21 protein-coding genes and 1 tRNA gene are annotated in these 26656 nt (G+C 64.4%); 17 read left to right on the top strand and 5 right to left on the bottom strand.

Annotated features, from left to right (window positions below; all coding sequences use genetic code 11):
• Positions 1-49: 49 nt before the first annotated feature.
• Positions 50-877, bottom strand: coding sequence for an SDR family NAD(P)-dependent oxidoreductase (locus tag AC4PTO_RS01390; RefSeq protein ID WP_492731188.1), 828 nt, complete (start codon positions 875-877; stop codon positions 50-52).
• A gap of 72 nt (positions 878-949) precedes the next feature.
• Entirely contained in the window at positions 950-1438 is a 489-nt protein-coding gene (locus AC4PTO_RS01395; RefSeq protein ID WP_492731190.1) for an SH3 domain-containing protein, read from the bottom strand.
• 148 nt (positions 1439-1586) lie between these two features.
• On the opposite strand from AC4PTO_RS01395, the gene parC reads away from it, so the two are divergent.
• Positions 1587-3818 (top strand): DNA topoisomerase IV subunit A, encoded by a 2232-nt coding sequence (gene parC, locus AC4PTO_RS01400; protein ID WP_492731192.1) that lies wholly within the window; start codon positions 1587-1589, stop codon positions 3816-3818.
• A gap of 33 nt (positions 3819-3851) precedes the next feature.
• Here parC and AC4PTO_RS01405 read toward each other — a convergent pair whose 3' ends face one another.
• Positions 3852-4682: a DUF533 domain-containing protein gene (locus AC4PTO_RS01405; RefSeq protein ID WP_492731194.1), complete on the bottom strand. Its 831-nt coding sequence runs from the start codon at positions 4680-4682 to the stop codon at positions 3852-3854.
• A gap of 81 nt (positions 4683-4763) precedes the next feature.
• Complete coding sequence (locus tag AC4PTO_RS01410; protein WP_492731196.1) at positions 4764-6131, bottom strand: cytochrome P450; 1368 nt, start codon at positions 6129-6131, stop codon at positions 4764-4766.
• Positions 6132-6274: 143 nt separating this feature from the next.
• Between AC4PTO_RS01410 and tuf (AC4PTO_RS01415) the strand changes: the two genes are divergently transcribed.
• Positions 6275-7450, top strand: a complete 1176-nt coding sequence (tuf, locus tag AC4PTO_RS01415) for an elongation factor Tu (protein ID WP_492731197.1) — start codon at positions 6275-6277, stop codon at positions 7448-7450.
• A gap of 67 nt (positions 7451-7517) precedes the next feature.
• Here tuf (AC4PTO_RS01415) and AC4PTO_RS01420 read toward each other — a convergent pair whose 3' ends face one another.
• A complete protein-coding gene (locus tag AC4PTO_RS01420; RefSeq protein ID WP_492731199.1) occupies positions 7518-8372 on the bottom strand; it encodes a hypothetical protein in 855 nt (284 codons plus the stop codon).
• A gap of 111 nt (positions 8373-8483) precedes the next feature.
• On the opposite strand from AC4PTO_RS01420, the gene AC4PTO_RS01425 reads away from it, so the two are divergent.
• The 15 genes from AC4PTO_RS01425 to rpsJ all read left to right on the top strand — a co-directional run bounded on the left by AC4PTO_RS01425 (position 8484) and on the right by rpsJ (position 26656).
• Positions 8484-8559 (top strand) — tRNA-Trp (locus AC4PTO_RS01425).
• 124 nt (positions 8560-8683) lie between these two features.
• Entirely contained in the window at positions 8684-8866 is a 183-nt protein-coding gene (secE, locus tag AC4PTO_RS01430; RefSeq protein ID WP_492731201.1) for a preprotein translocase subunit SecE, read from the top strand.
• Positions 8867-9067: 201 nt separating this feature from the next.
• Entirely contained in the window at positions 9068-9604 is a 537-nt protein-coding gene (nusG, locus tag AC4PTO_RS01435) for a transcription termination/antitermination protein NusG (RefSeq protein WP_492731203.1), read from the top strand.
• A gap of 86 nt (positions 9605-9690) precedes the next feature.
• Positions 9691-10143 (top strand): 50S ribosomal protein L11, encoded by a 453-nt coding sequence (gene rplK / locus AC4PTO_RS01440; RefSeq protein WP_492731205.1) that lies wholly within the window; start codon positions 9691-9693, stop codon positions 10141-10143.
• 3 nt (positions 10144-10146) lie between these two features.
• On the top strand, positions 10147-10845 hold the full coding sequence (rplA, locus tag AC4PTO_RS01445; RefSeq protein WP_492731207.1) for a 50S ribosomal protein L1: 699 nt from the start codon (positions 10147-10149) through the stop codon (positions 10843-10845).
• Positions 10846-11070: 225 nt separating this feature from the next.
• Positions 11071-11586, top strand: a complete 516-nt coding sequence (gene rplJ / locus AC4PTO_RS01450) for a 50S ribosomal protein L10 (protein ID WP_492731209.1) — start codon at positions 11071-11073, stop codon at positions 11584-11586.
• Positions 11587-11655: 69 nt separating this feature from the next.
• Positions 11656-12036 (top strand): 50S ribosomal protein L7/L12, encoded by a 381-nt coding sequence (gene rplL / locus AC4PTO_RS01455; protein WP_492731210.1) that lies wholly within the window; start codon positions 11656-11658, stop codon positions 12034-12036.
• 245 nt (positions 12037-12281) lie between these two features.
• On the top strand, positions 12282-16418 hold the full coding sequence (gene rpoB / locus AC4PTO_RS01460; RefSeq protein ID WP_492731212.1) for a DNA-directed RNA polymerase subunit beta: 4137 nt from the start codon (positions 12282-12284) through the stop codon (positions 16416-16418).
• 50 nt (positions 16419-16468) lie between these two features.
• Positions 16469-20707, top strand: coding sequence for a DNA-directed RNA polymerase subunit beta' (gene rpoC / locus AC4PTO_RS01465; protein WP_492731214.1), 4239 nt, complete (start codon positions 16469-16471; stop codon positions 20705-20707).
• Positions 20708-20774: 67 nt separating this feature from the next.
• Entirely contained in the window at positions 20775-21656 is an 882-nt protein-coding gene (locus AC4PTO_RS01470) for a DMT family transporter (RefSeq protein ID WP_492731216.1), read from the top strand.
• A 268-nt stretch (positions 21657-21924) separates the two neighbouring features.
• Positions 21925-22296 carry a 30S ribosomal protein S12 gene (rpsL, locus tag AC4PTO_RS01475; RefSeq protein ID WP_010399029.1) on the top strand — a complete coding sequence of 124 codons (372 nt, stop codon included), beginning with the start codon at positions 21925-21927 and terminating at the stop codon, positions 22294-22296.
• Positions 22297-22308: 12 nt separating this feature from the next.
• Positions 22309-22779 carry a 30S ribosomal protein S7 gene (gene rpsG, locus AC4PTO_RS01480; protein ID WP_492731218.1) on the top strand — a complete coding sequence of 157 codons (471 nt, stop codon included), beginning with the start codon at positions 22309-22311 and terminating at the stop codon, positions 22777-22779.
• Positions 22780-22793: 14 nt separating this feature from the next.
• Complete coding sequence (gene fusA, locus AC4PTO_RS01485) at positions 22794-24917, top strand: elongation factor G (protein WP_492731221.1); 2124 nt, start codon at positions 22794-22796, stop codon at positions 24915-24917.
• Positions 24918-24963: 46 nt separating this feature from the next.
• Complete coding sequence (gene tuf / locus AC4PTO_RS01490; RefSeq protein ID WP_492731197.1) at positions 24964-26139, top strand: elongation factor Tu; 1176 nt, start codon at positions 24964-24966, stop codon at positions 26137-26139.
• 208 nt (positions 26140-26347) lie between these two features.
• The gene (gene rpsJ / locus AC4PTO_RS01495) at positions 26348-26656 is read left to right on the top strand and encodes a 30S ribosomal protein S10 (RefSeq protein ID WP_036639457.1); all 309 of its coding nucleotides are present in this window, start codon (positions 26348-26350) and stop codon (positions 26654-26656) included.

Here is a 26656-nt window from a genome sequence, read left to right on the forward strand (position 1 = left end):
TCGCCCGCTAGACATAGCGGCGCGCGCGCCAAAAGCGAACCGAAAATGCCTAACCGCGCGCGGTGACCCAATCCAGCGCACGGGCCGGAAGGATGCGCCGCGCGATGCCCATCAGGTAGGTCGGCGTGGTGACGTAGTAGCGGGGCGCGGGGTTCTCGCTTTCCAGCGCGCGCAGGATCTTCGCGGTGACGGCGGCGGGCGGAAGCTCCCACCGGTCGGGGGCGCGGTCTTCGTAAAGGCGGCGCAACAGGCTGCCTTCGTATTCGCTGCGCCGGGCCGAGGCGCGCCAGTCGATCCAGCGTTCGAAATGCGGGATCGAGTTCTTGCGGATCCGCGAGGTGACGGGGCCGGGCTCGATCAGCACGATCCTGATCGGCGTCTCGCGCATTTCCAGCCGCAGCACGTCGGTCAGGCCTTCCAGCGCGAATTTCGTGGCGACATAGGCCCCGCGCCATTTGATGCCGACAAGGCCAAGCACCGAAGAGCATTGAAGAATGCGCCCGTGCCCCTGGGCACGCATGACCGCGATGGCGCGCCGGGTCAGGTCGTGCAGACCGAAAAGGTTGGTCTCGAATATCTCGCGCAGCGCGCCCGCGGGCAGATCCTCGACCGCGCCGGGGCAGGCGAAGGCTGCGTTGTTGTAAAGCGCGTCCAGCCGCCCGCCAAGGCGCTTCATCGCCTCGGCGAAACCGGCCTCGATCGAGGCGGGGTCGGCCATGTCCAGAACGAAGCTTTCCAGCCCCTCTTCGGTCAGGCGGGCGCAGTCTTCGGGCTTGCGGCAGGTGGCCAGCACGCGCCAGCCCGCGCGGGACAGCCCGTGCGCGGCGTCATGGCCGATCCCCGAGGAACAGCCCGTGATGAGGATTGTCTTGGTCATGCGCATCCTGCCTGCGGGGTTTCGCAGGGGATAGGCAGGCATGCGGAAAAGCGCAAGGGCGATGCGGCGGGATCAGTGCTGCGGCGTCAGCAGCTTGCGCGATACCCATCCCTCGACGCCGTCGCCTTCGATGCGGATCTGCACCCAGCCTGCCGAGGGGTCGGACACGACGAGAACCTCTTCGCCGCGCGACAATGTCGCCAGCACCGGATTGCCGGTCGAGGGGCCGGCCCGCACGTTCAGCCGGTTGGCGCCGACGCGCCAGATCTCGCGCCCGGCCGGGGCGGCCTTTTCACGCACGCGATGTTCGGGCGAGGGGCGCAGGGCGGGGCCTGGCATGCGCGTGACCGCGGCAGGGGTGACAAGCGCGGCGGGGACCGGGTCGGATTCGCGTTCGGCGATGGTTGCGGCCCGCAGGATGCCAGGGGCGGGCGCCTCGGGTGCCGCTTCCGCCACGACATGGCCCGCCGTGCCACCCTGCGGTGCGGCCGGATCTTCGCGTCCGGCGATAAGCATCGTCAGGAAAATAACGACGAGTGTCTGAAAAGTCATTTTGAACATGGAATACCTGCAAGATTCACTACATTGAAATCTTAACACATTTTTTCGCAACTATCGTCAACTAGATGGGTTCGGGCGGCCAAATTGGTTCCGCGGGGACCGTTTTTCCCGCTGGACCGTGCCAGACGCCCGCTTTACACCCGTCCGCATGAGCGAGAATGACGATCCCCAGCCCCTTGCCACCGTATCCGAACCGTTGAGCCGCGCCATCGGCGAGCGCTATCTGACCTATGCGCTCTCGACGATCATGCACCGCGCGCTGCCCGACGCGCGCGACGGGTTGAAGCCGGTGCACCGGCGTATCCTGTTTGCGATGCGGGAACTCAAACTGTCGCCCACGGGGGGGTTCCGCAAATCGGCCAAGATCTCGGGCGATGTGATGGGCAACTATCACCCGCATGGCGATGCCGCGATCTATGATGCGATGGCGCGGCTCGCGCAGGATTTCGCCATGCGCTACCCGCTTGTGGACGGGCAGGGCAACTTCGGCAATATTGACGGCGACAACCCCGCCGCCAGCCGCTACACCGAGGCCCGCCTTGCGCATCCGTCCGAGGCGCTTCTGGACGGGCTGGCCGAAAACGCGGTCGATTACCGCCCGAACTATGACGGCACGCTCGAAGAGCCGGTGGTGCTGCCCGCCGCGTTCCCAAACCTTCTGGCCAATGGCGCAAGCGGCATCGCCGTGGGTATGGCGACGAATATTCCGCCGCATAACCTGCATGAGCTGGTCGATGCGCTGCTGGCCATGATCAAGACGCCCGACATGACGGACGAGGCGCTTGTCGATCTGGTTCCCGGCCCCGATTTCCCGACCGGCGGCGTGCTGGTCGAGCCACGCGAAAGCATCGTGGAAAGCTATCGCACGGGGCGCGGCGCGTTCCGCCTGCGCGCCCGCTGGCAGAAAGAAGAGACCGGGCGCGGCGGCTACCAGATCGTCGTGACCGAGATCCCCTATCAGGTCCAGAAGTCCAAGCTGATCGAGCGCCTGGCCGAGCTGATCCAGACCAAGAAGGTGCCCGCACTGGCCGATGTGCGCGACGAAAGCGCCGAGGATGTGCGCATCGTCCTGGACCCGCGGTCGCGCACGGTCGATCCGGACATGCTGATGGGGATGCTGTTTCGCAACTCGGACCTTGAGCTGCGCTTCAGCCTGAACATGAACGTGCTGATCGACGGCAAGGTGCCGAAGGTGTGCAGCCTCAAGGAGGTTCTGCGCGCCTTCCTCGATCACCGCCGCGAGGTGCTGATCCGCCGGTCGCAGCACCGGCTGGACAAGATCGACGCGCGGCTCGAGGTGCTGGAAGGCTATATCATCGCCTATCTCAACCTCGACCGGGTGATCGAGATCATCCGCACCGAGGATGAGCCGAAACCCGTCATGATGGCCGAGTTCGATCTGACCGATGTGCAGGCCGAGGCGATCCTGAACATGCGCCTGCGCAGCCTGCGCCGCCTGGAAGAGATGGAGCTGAAGCGCGAGCGCGAGGCGCTTCTGGTGGAACGGGCCGGGCTCGAGGATCTTCTGGCCAGTGCCTCTGCGCAGTGGAAGAAGATCGGTGCGCAGCTGCGCGATGTGCAGAAGCAGTTCGGCAAGGATGCCCCCGGCGGCGCGCGGCGCACCGGTTTCGCCGAGGCCGGCGAGGTCGAGGAAGTGCCGATCGAGGCGATGATCGACCGCGAACCCATCACCGTGATCCTGTCGAAGATGGGCTGGGTGCGCGCGATGAAGGGCCACCAGCCGCTGGATGCCGAGGTCAAGTTCAAGGATGGCGACGGGCCGCAATTCGTGCTGCATGCCGAAACCACCGACCGGATCCTGATCGTGGGCTCGAACGGGCGGTTCTACACGCTTCTGGGGGCCAACCTGCCCGGCGGGCGCGGCATGGGAGAGCCGGTGCGCCTGATGGTCGACCTGCCCAACGAGGCCGAGGTCTGCACGCTGGTGCTGTATCGTCCGGGCCAGAAATTCCTTGTCGCATCAAGCGAGGGGGACGGGTTCGTCGTGCCTGCCGACGAGGTCGTGGCACAGACCCGTGCGGGCAAGCAGGTGCTCAACCTGCGCGACGGCGCGCGGACCGCAGTGTGCCGCCCGGTCAGCGGCGATCACGTCGCCTGCGTGGGCGAGAACCGCAAGCTGCTGGTCTTCGCACTTGCCGAACTGCCCGAAATGGGCCGCGGCAAGGGCGTGCGCCTGCAGAAGTTCAAGGATGGCGGGCTGGTCGACGCGATCACCTTCACGCTTGCCGACGGGCTGAGCTGGAAAGATCCCGCCGGACGGACGCGGACCGAGACCGATCTGACCGAATGGACGGCCAGGCGGGCCTCGGCCGGGCGGATGGCGCCGCGCGGTTTCCCGCGCGACAACCGGTTTACCTGAGCATCAGGGGCGGCACCCGCCCCTGTGCGCGCCTCAGGCGTAAAGCGCCGGCACGCCAAGCTGGGCGTGAATGTGGTTCACGTTGCGCTGATCAAGGCCGAGCTTCTGGGCAAGCTCGTGCAGGTATTGCGCCTCGTTCTGGTTGTCGAGGTCGATCGCCATGACGGACATCGTGTAGACCTGCGCCTGAAGGCCATCGGGCACCAGGCGCGCAAGGCCGGCCACGTCGATCGGCGCGCGCAGTTCGGCCTGCACGAAGGCCTGCTCTTCGGCGCTGACATCGCCCAGATTGCCCAGAAGCTTTTTCTGTTCGGCCGCGTCCACCTTGCCGTCGGCCTTGGCGGCCTGGATCATCGCCTTGAGCATCAGCCCCGCAACCGCGTTCTGCTCGGCCGTGGGGGCAATCTCGGGCTCGCCCCGGTTCGAGAAGGACGAGTTCAGCATGTCACCGAAGGAACGGTCGTTCGAGTGGGCCGCGCCCTGGCCCGTCAGGCTGCCCAGCAGATCGCCAAGCCCGCCCGCCGCGCCACCGGCGGCCGCCCCGCCCAGAAGGCCGCCCAGCAGATCGCCGATGCCGCCCTGCGCCGCGCCGCCGCGCGTCGGGCGCGTTGCGCCGCCGGTCAGCCCCTCAAGCAGATCTCCGATGCCGCCGGCCGAGCCGGAAGACTTGCTGCGCGATCCGCCAAGGATGCTGCCCATCATGTCCTCAAGCCCGGTGCCGGTGCCACCGCTTCGGCCTGCGGTCTGCGCCTCGCCGAAAAGCCCGCCGCTGGCCGAGCCGCGCGCGCCTTTCGTCATGCTTGAAACTCCCTTGGCGACCGCCACACCGATTGCGACCTTCGCCAGCGTTCCCATCAAAGACATGATTACCACCATGAAAGAATTAACCCGTGCACTATAGGCATGATTCTGTGCACCGAGAGGGGGAAAATCCGCCCGAGGCACTCAGGCGGGGTGCACCTGAAGCCAGATCCCGCCGGCCGGGCGCAGTGTCAGGATCATTTCGGGGCGCGGCTCGCGCCCGGCGATGGGGGCAAAGCGGTGGCGCGCCAGCAGCGTGGCCAGGATGATGATCGCCTCTTGCATGGCGAAACCCGCGCCGATGCAGATGCGCGGCCCCGCCCCGAAGGGCAGGAAGGCGAAACGGTCGATCCGGGCGGGATCGGCGAAGCGGTTCGGGTCGAACCTGTCGGGATCGGACCAGAGCGCGTGGTGGCGGTGCAGCGCATAGATCGGCAGCATCACGGTATCGCCGGGGCGGATCTCGCGTCCGAGGATGCGGTCGGGCTTTTGCGCGGTGCGCGACAGCATGCCCGCCGGCGGGTAAAGGCGCAGCGATTCCTCGACGATGCACCGGGCCAGGGGCAGGGCGGGCAGATCGGCGGTGCAGGCCGCGCGCGTGCCAAGGGCGGCTTGAGCCTCGGTGCGGGCGCGGGCCTGCACGGCCGGGTCCATGGCGCAAAGATAAAGTGCCCAGGCCAGCGTCAGGGCGGTCGTCTCATGCCCCGCGACGATGAAGGTCAAAAGGTTGTCGCGCAATTCGCCGGGCGTCATGCGCCGCCCCGTTTCGGGGTCCTGCGCCGCCGAAAGCAGGTCTAGAAGATCGGGCACGGGGCGCGGGCCTGCGCGTCTGCGCGCGGCGATCGCGGCATCGGCGTGATGCTTGAGATTGCGCACGACCGGCCCCGAGATCAGCCGCGCAGGCCGCGGCACCCAGCCCGGAAGCCCGAAGATATCCAGCACCGACAGCTTCGCCGTCTGCGCGATATAGGCGTCGATCGCGCGATGGATCGCGCGGCGGTCCAGCCCCTCGTCGCCCGAGAATGTCACGTCCGAGATGACCTCGAAGGTCGCCGCGACCATTTCCTGATGCAGGTCGGCCGCGCGCCCCGGTGCTGCCGCGAGCCGCGCACTCGCGGCCTCGGCCGCGGCGGTCATGACGGGGGCGAGGGCCTCGACATTGCGCGGGGCGAAGGCCGGTGCCGCGGCGCGCCGCTGCCAGAGCCATTCGGCGCCTTCGGCCACGAACAGCCCCTTGCCGACGGCGGGGCCGAGAATCAGCTTGGTGACAAGCGATTTGGGATAGTCCCCGACCCTGTCCTTCAGGATCCGGCGCAGTGCGCCGGGCTCCATGACCATGTGCCACCGCGCGCCCGTCCAGCCCGAGACCATCGGCGCGCGCGTGGCGATTTCCGGGATCAGTTCCAGCAGGTTGCGCCGCGCGACGCGCAGCGATCCGATCACGCCCAAGGGCCGCGTGGCCAGCGGCACGCGGGCGGGTATCGGGGGGCGGGTGGGCGCGGGGGCGGACATCGGTGCAAGGATAGCGCGCCGGGGCGCCCCTCCAAGCCCCGAATGCACGATGCGGGCTTGATTTTTCGCCCTTGACCCAATAGGGAACGCGCGAAGTTGAATCGGGCCTGTCCCAGGCCCCCTAAATCAGAGGCGCCCGCGAAATGGCAAAGGCAAAGTTTGAACGGACGAAACCGCACGTCAACATCGGCACGATCGGCCACGTTGACCATGGCAAGACGACGCTGACGGCAGCGATCACGAAGTATTTCGGGGAGTTCCGGGCCTACGACCAGATTGACGGTGCGCCGGAAGAGAAGGCGCGCGGGATCACGATCTCGACGGCGCATGTGGAATACGAGACGCCGACGCGCCACTACGCGCATGTGGACTGCCCCGGCCACGCGGACTATGTGAAGAACATGATCACGGGCGCGGCGCAGATGGACGGCGCGATCCTTGTGGTGAACGCGGCCGACGGCCCGATGCCTCAGACGCGCGAGCACATCCTGCTCGGCCGTCAGGTGGGCATCCCCTACATGGTCGTTTACATGAACAAGGTCGACCAGGTCGACGACGAAGAACTGCTCGAACTGGTCGAGATGGAGATCCGCGAGCTGCTGTCGTCCTACGACTACCCCGGCGACGACATTCCGATCATCAAGGGCTCGGCGCTGGCGGCGATGGAAGGCCGTGATCCGGAAATCGGCGAGAACTCGATCCGTGCGCTGATGGAAGCGGTTGACAGCTACATCCCGACGCCGGAGCGCGCTGTTGACCAGCCGTTCCTGATGCCGATCGAGGACGTGTTCTCGATTTCCGGCCGGGGCACGGTTGTGACCGGGCGCGTGGAGCGTGGTGCGGTGAACGTGGGCGACGAACTTGAGATCGTGGGCATCCGCGCGACCAAGAAGACGACCTGCACGGGCGTGGAGATGTTCCGCAAGCTCTTGGATCGCGGGGAAGCGGGCGACAATATCGGCGCGCTGCTGCGCGGGATCGACCGTGACGGCGTGGAGCGTGGCCAGGTGCTGTGCAAGCCCGGCTCGGTGAAGCCGCACACGAAGTTCGAGGCCGAAGCCTACATCCTGACGAAGGAAGAAGGCGGCCGCCACACGCCGTTCTTCGCGAACTACCGTCCGCAGTTCTACTTCCGCACGACGGACGTGACGGGCACGGTGAACCTTCCGGAAGGCACCGAGATGGTGATGCCGGGCGACAACCTGAAGTTCGAGGTCGAGCTGATCGCCCCGATCGCGATGGAAGAGAAGCTGCGCTTCGCCATCCGTGAAGGCGGCCGCACCGTCGGCGCTGGCGTCGTCGCCAAAATCATCGAGTGATCCTTCGGGATCGGATGGGACAGGGCCGCCTTCGGGCGGCCCTTTTCCTTTGCGCCTGGCGTCGGGGTTATTCGCGCCACATCCTCCAGGCGGTCCGCTCGCCCGGGTTGGCGCGCAGCTTGCGCACCATGTTGGCAAACCAGAACCGCCCCGCCAGCGGCTGGTAAAGCCGCGCGGCGCGGCGCACGAGGCGCACCATCGCCGCATCGTCCAGCCCGACCGTGCGGGCCGCCGCAAGCGCGCGCGGCGGCGGGACACGGTTGCACAGGAAGACCATGCAATCGCGTGGCACCCGCGCCAGCGGCGTGAAGTAATCGGCCAGCAGGAACATCTGCACCGCCAGCCAGGGCTGCACGCGATGCAGGAAATCCTGCTGCACCACGATCGACCGGCCCGGGATCAGCGCCGGAAAGAACTGGACGGCGATATGATCGGCAAGGGTGGCCGATTTGGCGGCGTCGATCACCAGAAGCTCTACCGGGTCGCCGCTCCAGGTCTGTTCCATGATGTCGCCCGCGCGCAGCTCCACCATCGGTTTCCAGGGGGTCAGAAGCCGGTGCGCGAGCAGAAGGATGTCGTTGCCGGCAAATGGGGGAATGCCCGCGGAATAGAGAAGGCGCTGCTTGACGCTTTCGTCGGCGGTGAACTGGTCATAGGCGATGACCGGTGTGGGCCGCGCCGCCGCACGATGCCCCGCCGCCAGGCGCGCGGCCGAGCCGCCGGCGAAGGCGCCCAGGTCGATCGTGGCGCCCGCGCCGGTGGACCAGTCCCGCGCCAGCCAGAAGTAGAGCTGTGTTTCCTCGGGCGAGAGCATCGACGGCACGCCAAGCGCCGCCTCCAGCCCGGGATCGCTCAGGCCGCGCCAGGGGCGGGCGGCAAATATCGCGGCGGGGGTGTCCTCTGCGGGCGGTTCGGGCGGCATGGACATTGCCTAGCACCGCTCTGGCCGCGTTGCCAGCAATCATGGTTGCGCTGCGGCTGCAAATCGCGCTTGATTTCGCCGCGCAGGTGCCGTAGCACCCGCCCACGGCCTAGGGGTGTAGCTCAGTTGGTAGAGCATCGGTCTCCAAAACCGAGGGTCGGGGGTTCGAGCCCCTCCGCCCCTGCCAGGCCGTCCTCCGCATCGCCCGGATCTTGATGTCGCGCGTTGCGGCGGCGCGCGGGATCCTTGAACTTCCCGGCACAAGCGCGTATCTGGGCAAGACGCTGCGGGCGTGACACAAAGGACGAATGATGACGAACCCTCTTCAGTTCATGCAGCAAGTGCGCTCCGAGGTGGCCAAGGTCGTCTGGCCGACGCGGCGCGAGGTGCTGCTGACCACGGCGATGGTTTTCGTGATGGCGGCCCTGACGGCCGTGTTCTTCGCGCTTGTGGACTGGATCATCCGTTTCGGCGTCTCGGCCATCATCGGCTGAGCGCGTGGCCGCAACCGGCTTTTCCGGCTCAAGGTCTTGATATCCGGTGAATTGGGCGGTAAAGCGACGTGACTTTTCTGGAACCGGCGTGCATCGATTCGGTATGCGCGCTGTTTTTTGTTCTGGGTGAGGCGGGGCAACCCGTTGAATTTAGGGAATATTCCGGCGCGGGGCGTTGGTGAGAAAGAGGCTGAGGCGAGCATGGCGAAGCGGTGGTATTCGGTGAGCGTTCTCTCGAACTTCGAGAAGAAAGTCGCCGAGCAGATCAAGCAGGCCGTTGCCGATCAGGGCCTTGAGGACCAGATCGAAGAGGTTCTGGTTCCCACGGAAGAAGTGATCGAGATCCGCCGCGGCAAGAAGGTGACGTCCGAGCGGCGCATCATGCCGGGCTATGTGCTGGTGCGCATGGACATGACCGATCGCGGGTATCATCTGGTCAGCTCGATCAACCGCGTGACCGGGTTCCTTGGCCCGCAGGGCAAGCCGATGCCGATGCGCGACGGCGAGGTGAACGACATGCTCAAGCGTGGCGGGGATGCCGGCGAGGCCGCCCCGCGCAACCTGATCCGCTTCGAGGTGGGTGAGAATGTCTCGGTGACCGACGGCCCGTTCGAGGGCTTCTCGGGCATGGTCGAGGAAGTGGACGATGTGGCTGGCCGCCTGAAAGTGACCGTGTCGATCTTTGGCCGGCCGACGCCGGTCGAACTGGAATTCACGCAGGTGTCGAAAGTCGCCTGACGTGCAAGCCGTGGGAGGCGAGGGGAAACCCGGACCGGACCACTAAACTTCGTCCTTCGGGGCGACAGTGACAAAGGAGAGGCCAGATGGCCAAGAAAGTAGTTGGGCAGCTCAAGCTGCAAATCAAGGCGGGGCAAGCCAACCCCTCCCCGCCCGTCGGCCCGGCCCTGGGTCAGCGCGGCATCAACATCATGGAATTCTGCAAGGCGTTCAACGCCAAGACGCAGGAGATGGAAGCCGGCTCGCCGGTTCCGGTCGTGATCACCTATTACGCCGACAAGTCCTTCACCTTCGAGACGAAGACGCCCCCGGCATCCTTCCTGCTCAAGAAGGCCGCTGGCCTGAAGCCGGTCGGCAAGCGTAACCGCCCGAAGGGTTCGGCCGCTCCGGGCCGCGAGGTTGCGGGCACCGTGACCGTCGCGCAGGTGCGCGAGATCGCCGAAGTGAAAATGCGCGATCTGTCCGCGAACGATGTCGAGGCCGCGATGCAGATCGTGCTCGGTTCGGCGCGTTCGATCGGTATCGAGGTGAAAGGGTAAGCCATGGCCAAGCTTGGAAAACGCACGGCCGCAGCGCGCGCCGCTTTCGAAAACAAGACCAATGTCTCGGTTGAAGACGCGGTCAAGCTGATCAAGTCGAGCGCGAGCGCGAAATTCGACGAGACGCTCGAGATCGCGATGAACCTGGGCGTCGACCCGCGTCACGCCGACCAGATGGTGCGCGGTGTCGTCACGCTGCCGAACGGCACGGGCAAGACCGTGCGCGTGGCCGTGTTCGCCCGTGGCGCGAAGGCCGACGAGGCCACCGCGGCCGGTGCCGATATCGTGGGCGCCGAGGACCTGATGGAAACCATCCAGGGCGGCAAGATCGAATTCGATCGCTGCATCGCCACGCCGGACATGATGCCGCTGGTCGGCCGTCTGGGCAAGGTGCTTGGCCCGCGCAACCTGATGCCGAACCCGAAGGTCGGCACCGTGACGATGGACGTGAAAGCGGCCGTCGAGGCGGCGAAGGGCGGCGAGGTCCAGTTCAAGGTCGAGAAGGCCGGCGTCATCCATGGCGGCATCGGCAAGGTGTCGTTCTCGGAAGATGCGCTTGCGCAGAACGTCCGCGCCTTCGTGGATGCCGTGTCCAAGGCCAAGCCGACCGGGGCGAAAGGCACCTATGTCAAGAAGGTGTCGCTGTCCTCGACGATGGGCCCCGGTGTCTCGGTCGATCTGACCTCGGCCACCGGAAACTGAGAATTTTCCGGGGGAACCCGGCGAATGGCGGGGCGCATGCCGCCCCGTCCTGTCCGAGACGGAGGGTGGGGGAAACCCCTTAATGTCCTTCCTGAGATGGGGAACGAGACGAATTCGGGGCCTTTGGCCTCGGGCGATCTTCTCGGGAACCACTTGGACCCGAACCCCGGTTTCGGCCGGGGACAATGAGAGCCGGGGGGAAACCCCCATACTTGGAGTGAAACCGTGGATAGAGCCCAAAAAGAGAAAGTGGTCGAGGAACTCGGCCAGATCTTCGAAAGCTCTGGCGTCGTAGTGGTTGCCCATTACGAAGGCATGACGGTTGCACAGATGCAGGATCTCCGGGCGCGCATGCGCGACTCCGGCGGGTCCGTCCGCGTTGCCAAGAACACGCTCGCCAAGATCGCCCTTGAAGACAAGCCCTGCGCAAGCCTGGCCCAACTTCTGACGGGTATGACCGTACTTGCCTATTCCGAGGACCCTGTCGCTGCGGCGAAGGTCGCGGTGGACTATGCCAAGGGGAACGAGAAGTTCGCCATCCTTGGCGGGGCCATGGGCAAGGACGCTCTGGATCCGGCCGGTGTCAAGACCGTGGCCGCCATGCCGTCGCGCGAAGAGCTTATCGCTCAGATCGCGTCGTGCATCGGTGCTCCGGCTTCGAACATCGCCGGCGCCATTGGCGCGCCTGCTTCCAACATCGCGGGCATCCTCAAGACTCTTGAGGAGCGGGAAGCCGCCTGACGCAACCGATTGCCTTCGTTGGACATGAAGCCCGACGTTGGAAACCCTAAATCAGAATGGAACGGAAAAATGGCCGATCTTAAAGCACTCGCCGAGCAAATCGTGAACCTCACGCTGCTGCAGGCGCAAGAACTGAAGCAAATCCTGAAAGACGAGTACGGTATCGAGCCGGCTGCCGGTGGCGCCGTCATGATGGCCGGCCCGGCTGCGGGTGGCGACGCTGGTGCCGCCGCTGAAGAAAAAACCGAATTCGACGTGGTTCTCGTCGAAGCCGGCGCCAACAAGATCAACGTGATCAAGGAAGTGCGCGGCATCACCGGTCTTGGCCTGAAAGAAGCCAAGGACCTGGTCGAAGCCGGTGGCAAGGTGAAAGAAGGCGCGGCGAAGGCCGAAGCCGAAGAAATGAAGAAAAAGCTCGAAGAAGCCGGCGCGAAAGTCGAGCTGAAGTAATCGGGCCGGGTGCGATTGCATCCGATCATCTGAATGGGCTGGGTCCGGGGCAACCCCGGGCCCAGCCGAACCTGTCTCGGAGAGGGCTTTGCGCCCGAAAGCCTTCTCCAAGGCGGCGTTCACGGTTCGGGAGCCTTCCGGTGGGACGGAGGGCATGAATGGAACCGCACCCCCTTCATTCGCATGCGGCGCGTGCCGGGCCCCGACGGCGCGCACCCGCGAAGAGACGAAAGGTCACGACGAGCATGGCTCAAGCTTACGTTGGTCAGAAGCGCATTCGCCGGTATTACGGCAAAATCCGTGAAGTTCTTGAAATGCCGAACCTCATCGAGGTTCAGAAATCCTCCTACGATCTGTTCCTGCGCTCGGGCGATGCCGAGAAGCCGCTGGACGGCGAGGGTATCCAGGGCGTTTTCCAGTCGGTCTTTCCGATCAAGGATTTCAACGACAACGCGATCCTCGAATTCGTGAAATACGAGCTGGACAGGCCGAAATACGATGTCGAGGAATGCCAGCAGCGCGACATGACCTATGCCGCGCCGCTGAAGGTCACGCTGCGTCTGATCGTGTTCGATGTCGACGAGACCACCGGCGCGCGCTCTGTCAAGGACATCAAGGAGCAGGACGTGTTCATGGGGGACATGCCGCTCATGACCGCGAACGGCACCTTCATCGTGAACGGGACCGAACGTGTCATCGTGAGCCAGATGCACCGCTCTCCCGGCGTGTTCTTCGACCATGACCGGGGCAAGACGCATTCCTCGGGCAAGCTTCTGTTCGCCTGCCGCATCATTCCCTATCGCGGCTCGTGGCTGGATTTCGAATTCGACGCCAAGGACCTCGTGTTCGCGCGGATCGACCGGCGCCGGAAGCTTCCGGTGACCACGCTGCTCTATGCGCTCGGTCTCGATCAGGAAGGCATCATGGATGCCTATTACAACACGGTTTCCTACCGCGCCGAGGGCAAGCGCGGCTGGGTCACCAAGTTCTTCCCCGAGCGCGTGCGCGGCACCCGTCCGACCTATGATCTGGTCGACGCGGCCACCGGCGAGGTGATCTGCAAGGCGGGCGAGAAGATGACCCCGCGCATGGTCAAGAAGCTGCTCGACGAGGGCAAGGTGACCGAGCTTCTGGTTCCCTTCGAGCATATCCTTGGCCGGTTCGTCGCCAAGGACATCATCAACGAGGAAACCGGCTTCATCTATGTCGAGGCGGGCGACGAGCTGACCGCGGAATACGACCGCGACGGCCAGCTTGTGGGCGGCAGCGTCAAGGTGCTTCTGGATAACGGCATCGCCGAGATCCCGGTCCTGGATATCGATAACGTCAATGTCGGTCCCTATATCCGCAACACGCTGGCCGCGGACAAGAACATGAACCGCGATCAGGCGCTGATGGATATCTATCGCGTCATGCGTCCGGGTGAACCGCCGACCGTGGAAGCGGCCTCGGCGCTGTTCGACACGCTGTTCTTCGATGCCGAGCGTTACGATCTTTCGGCCGTCGGCCGGGTGAAGATGAACATGCGCCTCAACCTCGATGCGCCCGACACGCAGCGCACGCTGCGCAAGGAAGACATCATCGCCTGTATCCGCGGGCTGGTCGAACTGCGCGACGGCAAGGGCGAGATCGACGATATCGACCACCTCGGCAACCGCCGGGTGCGTTCGGTCGGCGAGCTGATGGAAAACCAGTATCGCGTCGGCCTTCTGCGCATGGAGCGCGCGATCAAGGAACGCATGTCCTCGGTCGAGATCGACACGGTGATGCCGCAGGACCTGATCAACGCGAAACCGGCCGCGGCCGCGGTGCGCGAATTCTTCGGCTCTTCGCAGCTGTCGCAATTCATGGACCAGACCAACCCGCTGTCCGAGGTGACACACAAACGTCGTCTTTCGGCGCTTGGGCCGGGCGGTCTGACCCGCGAACGCGCGGGCTTCGAGGTGCGCGACGTGCACCCGACCCATTACGGCCGGATGTGCCCGATCGAGACGCCGGAAGGCCAGAACATCGGCCTGATCAACTCGCTTGCCACCTTTGCGCGGGTGAACAAATACGGCTTCATCGAAACCCCCTATCGCAAGGTGGTCGAGGGCAAGGTGACTGATGACGTGGTCTACATGTCGGCCACCGAAGAGATGCGCCACACCGTCGCGCAGGCGAACGCCACGCTCGACGCCGATGGCCGTTTCGTGAACGACCTCGTGTCGACCCGCCAGGGCGGCGAGTTCATGCTCAACCCGGCCGAGGCCGTCGACCTGATCGACGTGTCGCCCAAGCAGCTGGTTTCTGTGGCCGCGGCGCTGATCCCGTTCCTTGAGAACGACGACGCCAACCGCGCGCTGATGGGTTCGAACATGCAACGCCAGGCGGTTCCGCTGCTGCGTTCCGAGGCGCCGTTCGTCGGCACCGGCATGGAAGCGGTCGTGGCGCGCGATTCGGGCGCGGCGATCATGGCGCGGCGCGGCGGCGTCATCGACCAGGTGGACGCGCAGCGTATCGTTATCCGTGCCACGGAAGATCTGGGCATGGGCGATGCGGGCGTTGACATCTATCGCCTGCGCAAGTTCAAGCGTTCGAACCAGTCCTCGACCATCAACCAGCGGCCGCTGGTGAAGGTGGGCGACGTGGTGGCCAAGGGGCAGGTCGTCGCCGACGGCCCCTCGACCGATCAGGGCGAACTCGCCATCGGGCGCAACGTGATCGTGGCCTTCATGCCGTGGAACGGCTACAACTACGAGGACTCGATCCTGATCTCCGAGCGGATCCACCGCGACGACGTGTTCACCTCGATCCATATCGACGAATACGAAGTGGCGGCGCGTGACACCAAGCTTGGCCCGGAAGAGATTACCCGCGACATCCCGAACGTCGGCGAGGAGGCGCTGCGCAACCTCGACGAGGCGGGCATCGTCTATATCGGTGCCGAAGTGGGGCCGGGGGACATCCTCGTGGGCAAGATCACGCCCAAGGGCGAAAGCCCGATGACGCCGGAAGAGAAACTTCTGCGCGCCATCTTCGGCGAGAAGGCCTCGGATGTGCGCGACACCTCGCTGCGTCTGCCGCCGGGTGCCTATGGCACGATCGTCGAGGTGCGGGTGTTCAACCGTCACGGCGTCGACAAGGATGAGCGCGCGCTTCAGATCGAGCGTGAGGAAGTCGAGCGTCTGGCCCGTGACCGGGACGACGAACTCGCGATCCTCGAGCGCAACATCTACGCGCGCCTGAAGACCCTGATCCTTGGCAAGACCGCGGTGAAGGGCCCCAAGGGCGTGAAGGCCGGTTCCGAGATCAACGAGGATCTTCTGGGCACGCTGAGCCGTGGCCAGTGGTGGCAGCTTGCGCTTGAAAACGAGAACGACGCGAAGGAAGTCGAGGCGCTGAACGATCAGTTCGACGCGCAGAAACGCGCGCTCGAGCATCGCTTCGAGGACAAGGTCGAGAAGGTCCGTCAGGGCGACGACCTGCCCCCCGGCGTGATGAAGATGGTCAAGGTCTTCGTCGCGGTGAAGCGCAAGCTTCAGGCCGGCGACAAGATGGCCGGCCGTCACGGCAACAAGGGCGTCGTCTCGAAGGTCGTTCCGATGGAGGACATGCCGTTCCTTGCGGATGGCACCCCGGTCGATCTGGTGCTGAACCCGCTTGGCGTGCCGTCGCGGATGAACGTCGGTCAGATCCTCGAAACCCATATGGGTTGGGCCGCGCGCGGTCTGGGCATCCAGATCGACGAGGCGCTGCACGAGTATCGCCGCTCGGGCGACCTGACCCCGGTGCGCGAGGCGATGCGCCACGGCTATGGCGACGAGACCTATGACGAGGTCTTCTCGGGCGTGGACGAGGTGGCCCTGGTCGAGCATGCCGAAACCGTGCGCGGCGGCGTTCCGATCGCGACTCCGGTCTTCGACGGTGCGAAGGAAGCCGATGTGAACGACGCGCTGCGTCGTGCGGGCTTTGATACCTCGGGGCAGTCGATCGTCTTCGACGGCCGCACCGGCGAGCAGTTCGCCCGCCCGGTGACCGTTGGCGTCAAGTATGTCCTGAAGCTGCACCACCTGGTCGACGACAAGATGCACGCGCGTTCGACCGGGCCGTATTCGCTTGTGACCCAGCAGCCGCTGGGGGGCAAGGCGCAGTTCGGTGGCCAGCGTCTGGGGGAGATGGAGGTCTGGGCGCTGGAAGCCTATGGCGCCGCCTACACCCTTCAGGAAATGCTGACCGTGAAATCGGACGACGTGGCCGGCCGCACCAAGGTTTACGAGTCGATCGTCAAGGGCGAGGACAATTTCGAAGCCGGCGTGCCGGAATCGTTCAACGTTCTCGTCAAAGAGGTCCGGGGCCTCGGCCTCAACATGGAACTCCTGGATGCGGAGGACGAGGAGTGAGGGCCTAGGCCCTCACCCCACCCCCTCTGCCCGTATTCAAGGAATATCAGATGAACCAGGAACTCACCCAAAACCCGTTCAACCCGCTTGCGGCGCCGAAGCAGTTCGACGAGATCAAGATCTCGCTGGCTTCGCCCGAGCGGATCCTTTCGTGGTCCTATGGCGAAATCAAGAAGCCCGAGACCATCAACTACCGCACGTTCAAGCCCGAGCGTGACGGGCTGTTCTGCGCGCGTATCTTTGGCCCGATCAAGGATTACGAATGCCTGTGCGGCAAATACAAGCGCATGAAATATCGCGGCGTCGTCTGCGAGAAATGCGGCGTCGAAGTCACGCTGCAAAAGGTCCGCCGCGAACGCATGGGCCATATCGAGCTGGCCTCGCCGGTGGCGCATATCTGGTTCCTCAAGTCGCTGCCCTCGCGCATCGGCCTGATGCTGGACATGACGCTGCGCGATCTTGAGCGCATCCTCTACTTTGAAAACTATGTCGTCATCGAGCCGGGCCTGACCGATCTCAGCTATGGCCAGCTGATGACCGAGGAAGAGTATCTCGACGCGCAGGACATGTATGGCGCGGATGCCTTCACCGCCAATATCGGCGCCGAAGCGATCCGTGAGATGCTGCAGGCGATCGACCTTGAGGCCACCGCGGAGCAACTGCGCGAAGAGCTGAAAGAGGCGACGGGCGAGCTGAAGCCGAAGAAGATCATCAAGCGCCTGAAGATCGTGGAAAGCTTCATCGAGTCGGGCAACCGCCCCGAATGGATGGTGCTGACGGTCCTGCCGGTGATCCCGCCGGAACTGCGCCCGCTGGTGCCGCTTGATGGTGGCCGGTTCGCGACCTCGGACCTCAACGACCTCTATCGCCGCGTCATCAACCGCAACAACCGCCTGAAGCGCCTGATCGAGCTGCGCGCGCCCGACATCATCGTGCGCAACGAAAAGCGGATGCTTCAGGAATCGGTCGATGCTCTGTTCGACAACGGCCGCCGCGGCCGCGTCATCACGGGCACCAACAAGCGCCCGCTGAAATCGCTTTCCGACATGCTCAAGGGCAAGCAGGGCCGCTTCCGCCAGAACCTTCTGGGCAAGCGCGTCGACTTCTCGGGCCGGTCCGTCATCGTGACCGGGCCGGAGCTGAAACTGCACCAGTGCGGCCTGCCGAAGAAGATGGCGCTCGAACTCTTCAAGCCGTTCATCTATTCGCGGCTTGAGGCGAAGGGCCTGTCCTCGACCGTCAAGCAGGCGAAGAAGCTGGTCGAGAAGGAACGCCCCGAGGTCTGGGACATCCTGGACGAGGTGATCCGCGAGCATCCGGTTCTGCTGAACCGTGCGCCGACGCTGCACCGTCTGGGCATCCAGGCGTTCGAGCCAATCCTGATCGAAGGCAAGGCGATCCAGCTGCACCCGCTCGTCTGCTCGGCCTTCAACGCCGACTTCGACGGCGACCAGATGGCCGTCCACGTTCCGCTGAGCCTTGAGGCGCAGCTGGAAGCGCGCGTTCTGATGATGTCGACGAACAACGTTCTGTCGCCCGCCAACGGCGCGCCGATCATCGTTCCGTCGCAGGACATGGTGCTGGGGCTTTACTATACCTCGATGGAGCGCAAGGGCATGCCGGGCGAAGGCATGGTCTTCGGATCGGTCGAAGAGGTGGAGCATGCCCTGAACGCGGGGATCGTGCATCTGCACACCAAGATCCAGTGCCGCATCAAGCAGATCGACGAAGAAGGCAACGAAGTCGTCAAACGCTATGAGACGACGCCGGGTCGCGTGCGTCTGGGTGCGCTTCTGCCGCTGAACGCCAAGGCTCCGTTCGAGCTTGTGAACCGGCTGCTGCGCAAGAAGGACGTGCAGAACGTCATCGACACCGTCTACCGCTATTGCGGGCAGAAAGAGTCGGTCATCTTCTGCGACCAGATCATGGGCATGGGCTTCCGCGAAGCCTTCCGCGCTGGGATTTCCTTCGGCAAGGACGACATGGTGATTCCGGAAACCAAGTGGGACATCGTGAACGAGGTCCGCGATCAGGTGAAGGAATTCGAACAGCAATACATGGACGGCCTCATCACCCAGGGTGAGAAATACAACAAGGTCGTCGATGCCTGGTCGAAATGCTCGGATGCGGTCGCGGCCGAGATGATGAAGGAGATTTCCGCCGTGCGCGTCGATGACGCGGGCGCCGAGAAAGAACCGAACTCGGTCTACATGATGTCGCATTCGGGGGCACGGGGTTCGCCTGCCCAGATGAAGCAGCTTGGCGGCATGCGCGGCCTGATGGCCAAGCCGTCGGGCGAGATCATCGAGACGCCGATCATCTCGAACTTCAAGGAAGGTCTGACCGTTCTTGAATACTTCAACTCGACCCACGGCGCGCGGAAAGGCCTTGCCGATACCGCGCTCAAGACGGCGAACTCGGGTTATCTGACCCGCCGTCTGGTGGACGTGGCGCAGGACTGCATCGTGCGCACGCATGATTGCGGCACCGAACGTGCAATCAATGCTTCGGCGGCGGTCAATGACGGCGAGGTCGTGGCCCCGCTGGCAGAGCGCGTTCTGGGCCGTGTCTCGGCCGACGAGGTTCTGGTGCCGGGCACCGACGAGGTGCTGCTGCGCAAGAACGAGCTGATCGACGAACGCAAGGCCGATGCGATCGAGGCGGCGGGCGTGCAGAACGTGCGCATCCGCTCGGCCCTGACCTGCGAGGCCGAAGAGGGCGTCTGCGCGCTGTGCTACGGGCGCGATCTGGCGCGCGGCACGCTGGTCAATATCGGCGAGGCGGTGGGCATCATCGCCGCGCAGTCGATCGGCGAGCCGGGCACGCAGCTGACGATGCGGACCTTCCACATCGGCGGCATCGCGCAAGGTGGCCAGCAGTCGTTCCTCGAGGCGAGCCAGGAAGGCAAGATCGAGTTCCGCAACGCCTCGGTCCTGGAGAACGACGCGGGCGAGCAGATCGTGATGGGCCGCAACATGCAGGTCGTGATCGTCGACGATCAGGGCGAAGAGCGTGCCAGCCACAAGCTGTCCTACGGCTCCAAGCTGTTCGTCAGGGATGGTCAGGCGGTGAAGCGTGGCGCCAAGCTGTTCGAATGGGATCCCTATACCCTTCCGATCATCGCCGAGAAGGCGGGTGTGGCGAAGTTCGTGGACCTCGTTTCGGGCATCTCGGTGCGCGACGATACCGACGAAGCCACCGGCATGACGCAGAAGATCGTCACCGACTGGCGCTCGGCGCCCAAGGGCAACGACCTCAAGCCCGAGATCATCATCATCGACGCCGATGGTGAGCCGGTGCGCAACGAAGCCGGGAACCCGGTCACCTACCAGATGTCGGTCGATGCGATCCTGTCGATCGAGGACGGGCAGGAGATCAAGGCCGGCGACGTGGTGGCCCGGATCCCGCGCGAAGGCGCCAAGACCAAGGACATCACCGGGGGTCTTCCCCGCGTGGCGGAACTGTTCGAGGCCCGTCGTCCGAAGGATCACGCGATCATCGCCGAGATCGACGGCTATGTTCACTTCGGCAAGGACTACAAGAACAAGCGCCGCATCTCGATCGAGCCGTCGCAAGAGGGGCTGGAACCCGTCGAATACATGGTGCCGAAAGGCAAGCACATCCCGGTGCAGGAAGGCGACTTCGTGCAGAAGGGAGACTACATCATGGACGGCAACCCGGCGCCGCACGACATCCTGCGCATCATGGGGATCGAGGCTTTGGCCGACTATCTAATCGACGAGGTGCAGGACGTCTATCGACTGCAGGGCGTGAAGATCAACGACAAGCACATCGAGGTGATCGTTCGCCAGATGCTGCAAAAGATCGAGATCCTCGACTCGGGCGAGACCACGCTGCTGAAGGGCGAGCATATCGACAAGGCGGAGTTCGACGAGGAGAACGCCAAGGTCGAGGCGCGCGGCGGCCGTCCCGCCGTGGGCGAGCCGGTGCTGCTGGGCATCACCAAGGCCTCGTTGCAGACGCGGTCGTTCATCTCGGCGGCCTCGTTCCAGGAAACCACCCGCGTGCTGACCGAGGCGTCGGTCCAGGGTAAGCGCGACAAGCTGGTGGGCCTGAAAGAGAACGTGATCGTCGGCCGCCTGATCCCGGCGGGCACGGGTGGCGCTACCACCCGCGTGCGCAAGATCGCGGCGGAACGGGACAGCAAGGTCATCGAAGAGCGCCGCGCCGAGGCAGAAGCCGCGGCGGCCCTTGCCGCCCCGGTCGAGATGGCCGAGGCGCCCGAGGATGCCTTCGATCCGGTCGATACGCCGGAAAGCCGGGACTGAGTCCTGACGGAACCGGAAAGGCCCCGCAGTGCGCGGGGCCTTTTTCTTGCCTTCGCCGGGGATCGCGATGACGGACAATATGCGCGGGGTTATCCTGATGACGGCGGCGATGGCCGCCTTTGTCGGCAATGACACGATCATGAAGCTCGTCACCGAAGAGATGCCGCTGTTCCAGGCGATCTTCCTGCGTGGTCTGGTCACGGTGGCCGGGCTGGGCCTGATCCTTGGCCGGGGCCGGGTGGCCCTGCGCGGGATCGAGCCGCACGACCGGCGGCTGATCGGCTGGCGGACCTTCGGGGAACTGGCCGCGACCATCACCTTTCTTTACGCGCTGACGCGCATGCCGCTGGCCACCCTGTCGGCGATCATGCAGGCCGCGCCGCTGGCCGTGACGCTGGCGGCGGCGCTGTTCTTGCGCGCGCCGATCGGCATTCGCCGTCTGGCGGCGATCCTGACGGGGTTTCTGGGGGTGCTTCTGATCGTGCGCCCGGGTAGCGGGGATTTCGGGATCGAGGCGGTGCTGGGCCTTGTCTCGGTGGGGTTCGTGGTGTTGCGCGACCTGACGACGCGGCAGTTGGGGCGGGCGGTGCCCTCGGTCTTCGTGGCCCTTGTCGCGGCGGTCTCGGTGACGGTGATGGGCGGGATCGGAACGCTGCTTTCGGGCATCTGGGTGGGGGTCAGCCCGCGCATCGCCCTTTTGATCCTGTTGGGGGGCAGTTTCCTTGTGGCGGGCTATCTGAGTGCCGTCGCGGCGATGCGGGTCGGCGATATCGACCTGGTTGCGCCGCTGCGCTATACCTCGCTGGTTTTCGCGCTGATCCTGGGCTGGGTGGTTTTCGGCGACTGGCCCGAGACGCTGACCCTGATCGGCGCCGCGATCGTGGTTGCGACGGGGATCTACACCTTCTACCGCGAGCAGAAGCTGGCGCGCCGCGCGGGGCGCGGATAGGCCGCGGGGCCAGTGTTGACAACCCCGGCGACTCCGCCTATACGCCCGCTACCTGACGGGCGAAGTGTGTCCGTTTGGCCCCAGAACCGTTCATGGTCACGATCCGGGCAGATGCCCCGATCCTCTGGAATTCCGCCGCGTCGTCCCGGTCAAGGGACGCATGCGGTTTTGGTGTTTTGCGGACGCGCAGGGCACCTTCTGAGTGAAATGCCCCCGAAAGTCGCTGACGGGCGATGATTAAACGGGTTGCAAAGATAGGGCGAACCTAATGCCGACGATTCAACAGCTGATCCGCAAACCGCGGCAGCCCAAGGTGCAGCGCTCGAAGTCGCAGCACCTCCAGTCCTGCCCGCAGAAGCGTGGCGTCTGCACGCGCGTCTACACGACGACGCCGAAGAAACCGAACTCCGCCATGCGGAAAGTTGCCAAGGTCCGTCTGACCAACGGCTTCGAGGTGATCAGCTACATCCCCGGCGAAAAGCACAACCTTCAGGAACACTCGGTGGTCCTGATCCGTGGCGGCCGGGTAAAAGACCTTCCGGGCGTCCGTTATCACATCCTCCGCGGTGTTCTCGATACGCAAGGCGTCAAAGACCGTCGCCAGCGTCGTTCGAAATACGGCGCGAAGCGTCCGAAGTAAGGAGATCACCAGATGTCTCGTCGTCACGCCGCTGAGAAGCGCGAAGTTCTGCCGGACGCCAAGTATGGCGACCGCGTTCTTACCAAGTTCATGAACAACCTGATGGTCGACGGCAAGAAGTCCGTCGCCGAACGCATCGTCTACAACGCGCTGGAGCGTGTTGAAGGCAAGCTCAAGCGCGAGCCCGTCGAGGTGTTCCACGAAGCCCTCGACAACGTGAAGCCTTCGGTCGAAGTGCGTTCGCGCCGCGTGGGTGGTGCCACCTATCAGGTTCCCGTCGAGGTCCGTCCGACCCGCCGTGAGGCCTTGGCGATCCGCTGGCTGATCACCGCCGCAAAGAACCGCAACGAGCACACCATGGAAGAGCGCCTTGCCGGCGAGCTTCTGGATGCCGTGAACTCGCGTGGTTCGGCCGTGAAGAAGCGCGAAGACACCCACAAGATGGCCGACGCGAACAAAGCGTTCAGCCATTACCGCTGGTAACAGGAGCACAAGAAATGGCACGCGCCTATCCGCTGACCCGCTACCGCAACTTCGGCATCATGGCCCATATCGACGCGGGCAAGACCACGACGACCGAACGTATCCTGTTCTACACCGGCAAGAACCACAAGATCGGCGAAACGCACGATGGCGCTTCGACGATGGACTGGATGGAGCAGGAGCAGGAACGCGGGATCACCATCACCTCGGCCGCGACGACGACCTTCTGGCAGCGCCAGGAAGATCCGACCGCCGAGGGCATCTCGGACACGAAATACCGCTTCAACATCATCGACACCCCCGGCCACGTTGACTTCACCATCGAAGTCGAACGCTCGCTGGCGGTGCTGGACGGTGCTGTCTGCCTGCTCGACGCCAACGCCGGTGTCGAGCCGCAGACCGAAACGGTGTGGCGTCAGGCTGACCGCTACAAGGTTCCGCGCATCGTGTTCGTCAACAAGATGGACAAGATCGGCGCCGACTATTTCAAATGCGTCGACATGATCAAGGACCGCACCGGCGGCACGCCCTGCCCGATCGCCCTGCCGATCGGCGCCGAGGATACGCTGGAAGGCATCGTCGACCTCGTGAAGATGGAAGAATGGGTCTGGAAGGGCGAAGACCTCGGCGCAAGCTGGGTCCGTCAGCCGATCCGCGACGATCTGAAGGATCTGGCCGATACCTGGCGCGCCAACCTGGTCGAGCTTGCCGTGGAGCAGGACGACGACGCGATGGAAGCCTACCTCGAGGGCAACGAGCCCGACGAGGCCACGCTGCGCAAGCTGATCCGCAAGGGCACGCTGTCGCTGTCGTTCTTCCCGGTCATGGCCGGCTCGGCGTTCAAGAACAAAGGCGTGCAGCCGCTGCTCAACGCCGTGATCGACTTCCTGCCGGCCCCGGTGGATGTCCCCACGCTGATGGGCTTCTCGCCTGATGACGAGACCGAAACGCGCAACATCGCGCGCGAGGCCACGGACGAGTCGCCCTTCGCCGCCCTGGCGTTCAAGATCATGAACGACCCCTTCGTCGGCTCGCTGACCTTCACGCGGATCTATTCCGGCGTCCTGCGCAAGGGCGACCAGATCATGAACACCACGAAGGGCAAGCGCGAGCGTATCGGCCGCATGATGATGATGCATTCGATCAACCGCGAGGAGATCGAGGAAGCCTTTGCCGGCGACATCATCGCACTGGCCGGCCTGAAGGAAACCACCACGGGCGACACGCTTTCGGACGCCAGCAAGCAGGTGGTTCTGGAAACCATGACCTTCCCCGATCCGGTGATCGAGATCGCGGTGGAACCGAAGTCGAAGGCCGACCAGGAGAAGATGGGCCTCGCGCTTGCACGTCTTGCGGCCGAAGACCCGTCCTTCCGCGTCGAGACCGATTTCGAATCGGGCCAGACGATCATGAAGGGCATGGGCGAACTTCACCTCGACATCCTCGTCGACCGCATGAAGCGGGAGTTCAAGGTCGAGGCGAATATCGGCGCCCCGCAAGTGGCCTATCGCGAGACCATCTCGCGCGAAGCCGAGATCGACTACACGCACAAGAAACAGACCGGGGGCACCGGCCAGTTCGCGCGCGTCAAGCTCGTCATCACCCCGACCGAACCGGGCGAGGGCTATTCGTTCGAATCGAAGATCGTGGGCGGTGCGGTGCCGAAGGAATACATCCCCGGCGTCGAAAAGGGCATCAAGTCGGTCATGGATTCGGGTCCGCTCGCGGGCTTCCCGGTCATCGACTTCAAGGTCGCGCTCATTGACGGTGCGTTCCACGATGTCGACTCCTCGGTGCTGGCGTTCGAGATCGCGGCCCGTGCGGCGATGCGCGACGGCCTGAAAAAGGCCGGTGCGAAGCTGCTCGAACCGATCATGAAAGTCGAAGTGGTGACCCCGGAGGAATATACCGGCGGCATCATCGGCGACCTGACCTCGCGTCGGGGCATGGTGCAGGGGCAGGACACCCGCGGCAATGCGAACGTGATCAACGCCTTCGTGCCGCTGGCCAACATGTTCGGCTACATCAACAACCTGCGTTCGATGTCTTCGGGCCGTGCGGTCTTCACCATGATCTTCGATCACTACGAAGCCGTGCCGCAGAACATCTCGGACGAGATCCAGAAGAAATACGCGTAAGGGCAGGGCGGCAACGCCCCCCTTTCCCAGACATTAGGAGGCCAGTATGGCAAAGGCAAAGTTTGAACGGACGAAACCGCACGTCAACATCGGCACGATCGGCCACGTTGACCATGGCAAGACGACGCTGACGGCAGCGATCACGAAGTATTTCGGGGAGTTCCGGGCCTACGACCAGATTGACGGTGCGCCGGAAGAGAAGGCGCGCGGGATCACGATCTCGACGGCGCATGTGGAATACGAGACGCCGACGCGCCACTACGCGCATGTGGACTGCCCCGGCCACGCGGACTATGTGAAGAACATGATCACGGGCGCGGCGCAGATGGACGGCGCGATCCTTGTGGTGAACGCGGCCGACGGCCCGATGCCTCAGACGCGCGAGCACATCCTGCTCGGCCGTCAGGTGGGCATCCCCTACATGGTCGTTTACATGAACAAGGTCGACCAGGTCGACGACGAAGAACTGCTCGAACTGGTCGAGATGGAGATCCGCGAGCTGCTGTCGTCCTACGACTACCCCGGCGACGACATTCCGATCATCAAGGGCTCGGCGCTGGCGGCGATGGAAGGCCGTGATCCGGAAATCGGCGAGAACTCGATCCGTGCGCTGATGGAAGCGGTTGACAGCTACATCCCGACGCCGGAGCGCGCTGTTGACCAGCCGTTCCTGATGCCGATCGAGGACGTGTTCTCGATTTCCGGCCGGGGCACGGTTGTGACCGGGCGCGTGGAGCGTGGTGCGGTGAACGTGGGCGACGAACTTGAGATCGTGGGCATCCGCGCGACCAAGAAGACGACCTGCACGGGCGTGGAGATGTTCCGCAAGCTCTTGGATCGCGGGGAAGCGGGCGACAATATCGGCGCGCTGCTGCGCGGGATCGACCGTGACGGCGTGGAGCGTGGCCAGGTGCTGTGCAAGCCCGGCTCGGTGAAGCCGCACACGAAGTTCGAGGCCGAAGCCTACATCCTGACGAAGGAAGAAGGCGGCCGCCACACGCCGTTCTTCGCGAACTACCGTCCGCAGTTCTACTTCCGCACGACGGACGTGACGGGCACGGTGAACCTTCCGGAAGGCACCGAGATGGTGATGCCGGGCGACAACCTGAAGTTCGAGGTCGAGCTGATCGCCCCGATCGCGATGGAAGAGAAGCTGCGCTTCGCCATCCGTGAAGGCGGCCGCACCGTCGGCGCTGGCGTCGTCGCCAAAATCATCGAGTGATGCGATTTCGGCGGGCTGTGACGCCCGCCGGGAACATTGCTGAAGGAAATCGGTTGGTGCGCCGAAAGGCGCGCCAATCTCTCTTGACAGAGCAGGTGGCCCACCGTAGGACGCGCGCTTGATCTCCGAGAGATTTGGGTTCGACGCAGGCGCCGCATTCGGCGGGTCTGCCTCTCAACCTCTGAAAGCCCCTGCGAGAGGCAAGACAATGACTGGTCAAAACATTCGCATCCGGCTCAAGGCCTTCGATTACCGCGTGCTGGACGCCAGCACCCAGGAAATCGTGAACACGGCCAAGCGCACGGGTGCCCAGGTCCGCGGACCGATTCCGCTTCCGAACAAGATCGAGAAATTCACGGTTCTGCGTGGTCCGCATATCGACAAGAAGTCGCGCGACCAGTGGGAGATCCGCACGCACAAGCGCCTTCTCGACATCGTCGATCCGACCCCGCAAACCGTGGACGCGCTGATGAAGCTCGACCTCGCTGCCGGCGTCGACGTCGAAATCAAGGTCTGA

The organism is Rhodobacter maritimus (assembly GCF_058747975.1).

Bases quoted from the DNA above. Each gene is read 5' to 3' on its own strand.
- rplK (WP_492731205.1), top strand. From the start codon at position 9,691: ATGGCCAAGAAAGTAGTTGGGCAGCTCAAGCTGCAAATCAAGGCGGGG.
- AC4PTO_RS01410 (WP_492731196.1), bottom strand. From the start codon at position 6,131: ATGTCCGCCCCCGCGCCCACCCGCCCCCCGATACCCGCCCGCGTGCCG.
- AC4PTO_RS01390 (WP_492731188.1), bottom strand. From the start codon at position 877: ATGACCAAGACAATCCTCATCACGGGCTGTTCCTCGGGGATCGGCCAT.
- AC4PTO_RS01470 (WP_492731216.1), top strand. From the start codon at position 20,775: ATGACGGACAATATGCGCGGGGTTATCCTGATGACGGCGGCGATGGCC.
- secE (WP_492731201.1), top strand. From the start codon at position 8,684: ATGACGAACCCTCTTCAGTTCATGCAGCAAGTGCGCTCCGAGGTGGCC.
- tuf (WP_492731197.1), top strand. From the start codon at position 6,275: ATGGCAAAGGCAAAGTTTGAACGGACGAAACCGCACGTCAACATCGGC.
- AC4PTO_RS01420 (WP_492731199.1), bottom strand. From the start codon at position 8,372: ATGCCGCCCGAACCGCCCGCAGAGGACACCCCCGCCGCGATATTTGCC.
- rpsJ (WP_036639457.1), top strand. From the start codon at position 26,348: ATGACTGGTCAAAACATTCGCATCCGGCTCAAGGCCTTCGATTACCGC.
- tuf (WP_492731197.1), top strand. From the start codon at position 24,964: ATGGCAAAGGCAAAGTTTGAACGGACGAAACCGCACGTCAACATCGGC.
- AC4PTO_RS01405 (WP_492731194.1), bottom strand. From the start codon at position 4,682: ATGTCTTTGATGGGAACGCTGGCGAAGGTCGCAATCGGTGTGGCGGTC.
- AC4PTO_RS01395 (WP_492731190.1), bottom strand. From the start codon at position 1,438: ATGTTCAAAATGACTTTTCAGACACTCGTCGTTATTTTCCTGACGATG.
- rpoC (WP_492731214.1), top strand. From the start codon at position 16,469: ATGAACCAGGAACTCACCCAAAACCCGTTCAACCCGCTTGCGGCGCCG.
- rpoB (WP_492731212.1), top strand. From the start codon at position 12,282: ATGGCTCAAGCTTACGTTGGTCAGAAGCGCATTCGCCGGTATTACGGC.
- rplL (WP_492731210.1), top strand. From the start codon at position 11,656: ATGGCCGATCTTAAAGCACTCGCCGAGCAAATCGTGAACCTCACGCTG.
- rpsL (WP_010399029.1), top strand. From the start codon at position 21,925: ATGCCGACGATTCAACAGCTGATCCGCAAACCGCGGCAGCCCAAGGTG.
- rplA (WP_492731207.1), top strand. From the start codon at position 10,147: ATGGCCAAGCTTGGAAAACGCACGGCCGCAGCGCGCGCCGCTTTCGAA.
- parC (WP_492731192.1), top strand. From the start codon at position 1,587: ATGAGCGAGAATGACGATCCCCAGCCCCTTGCCACCGTATCCGAACCG.
- nusG (WP_492731203.1), top strand. From the start codon at position 9,068: ATGGCGAAGCGGTGGTATTCGGTGAGCGTTCTCTCGAACTTCGAGAAG.
- rpsG (WP_492731218.1), top strand. From the start codon at position 22,309: ATGTCTCGTCGTCACGCCGCTGAGAAGCGCGAAGTTCTGCCGGACGCC.
- fusA (WP_492731221.1), top strand. From the start codon at position 22,794: ATGGCACGCGCCTATCCGCTGACCCGCTACCGCAACTTCGGCATCATG.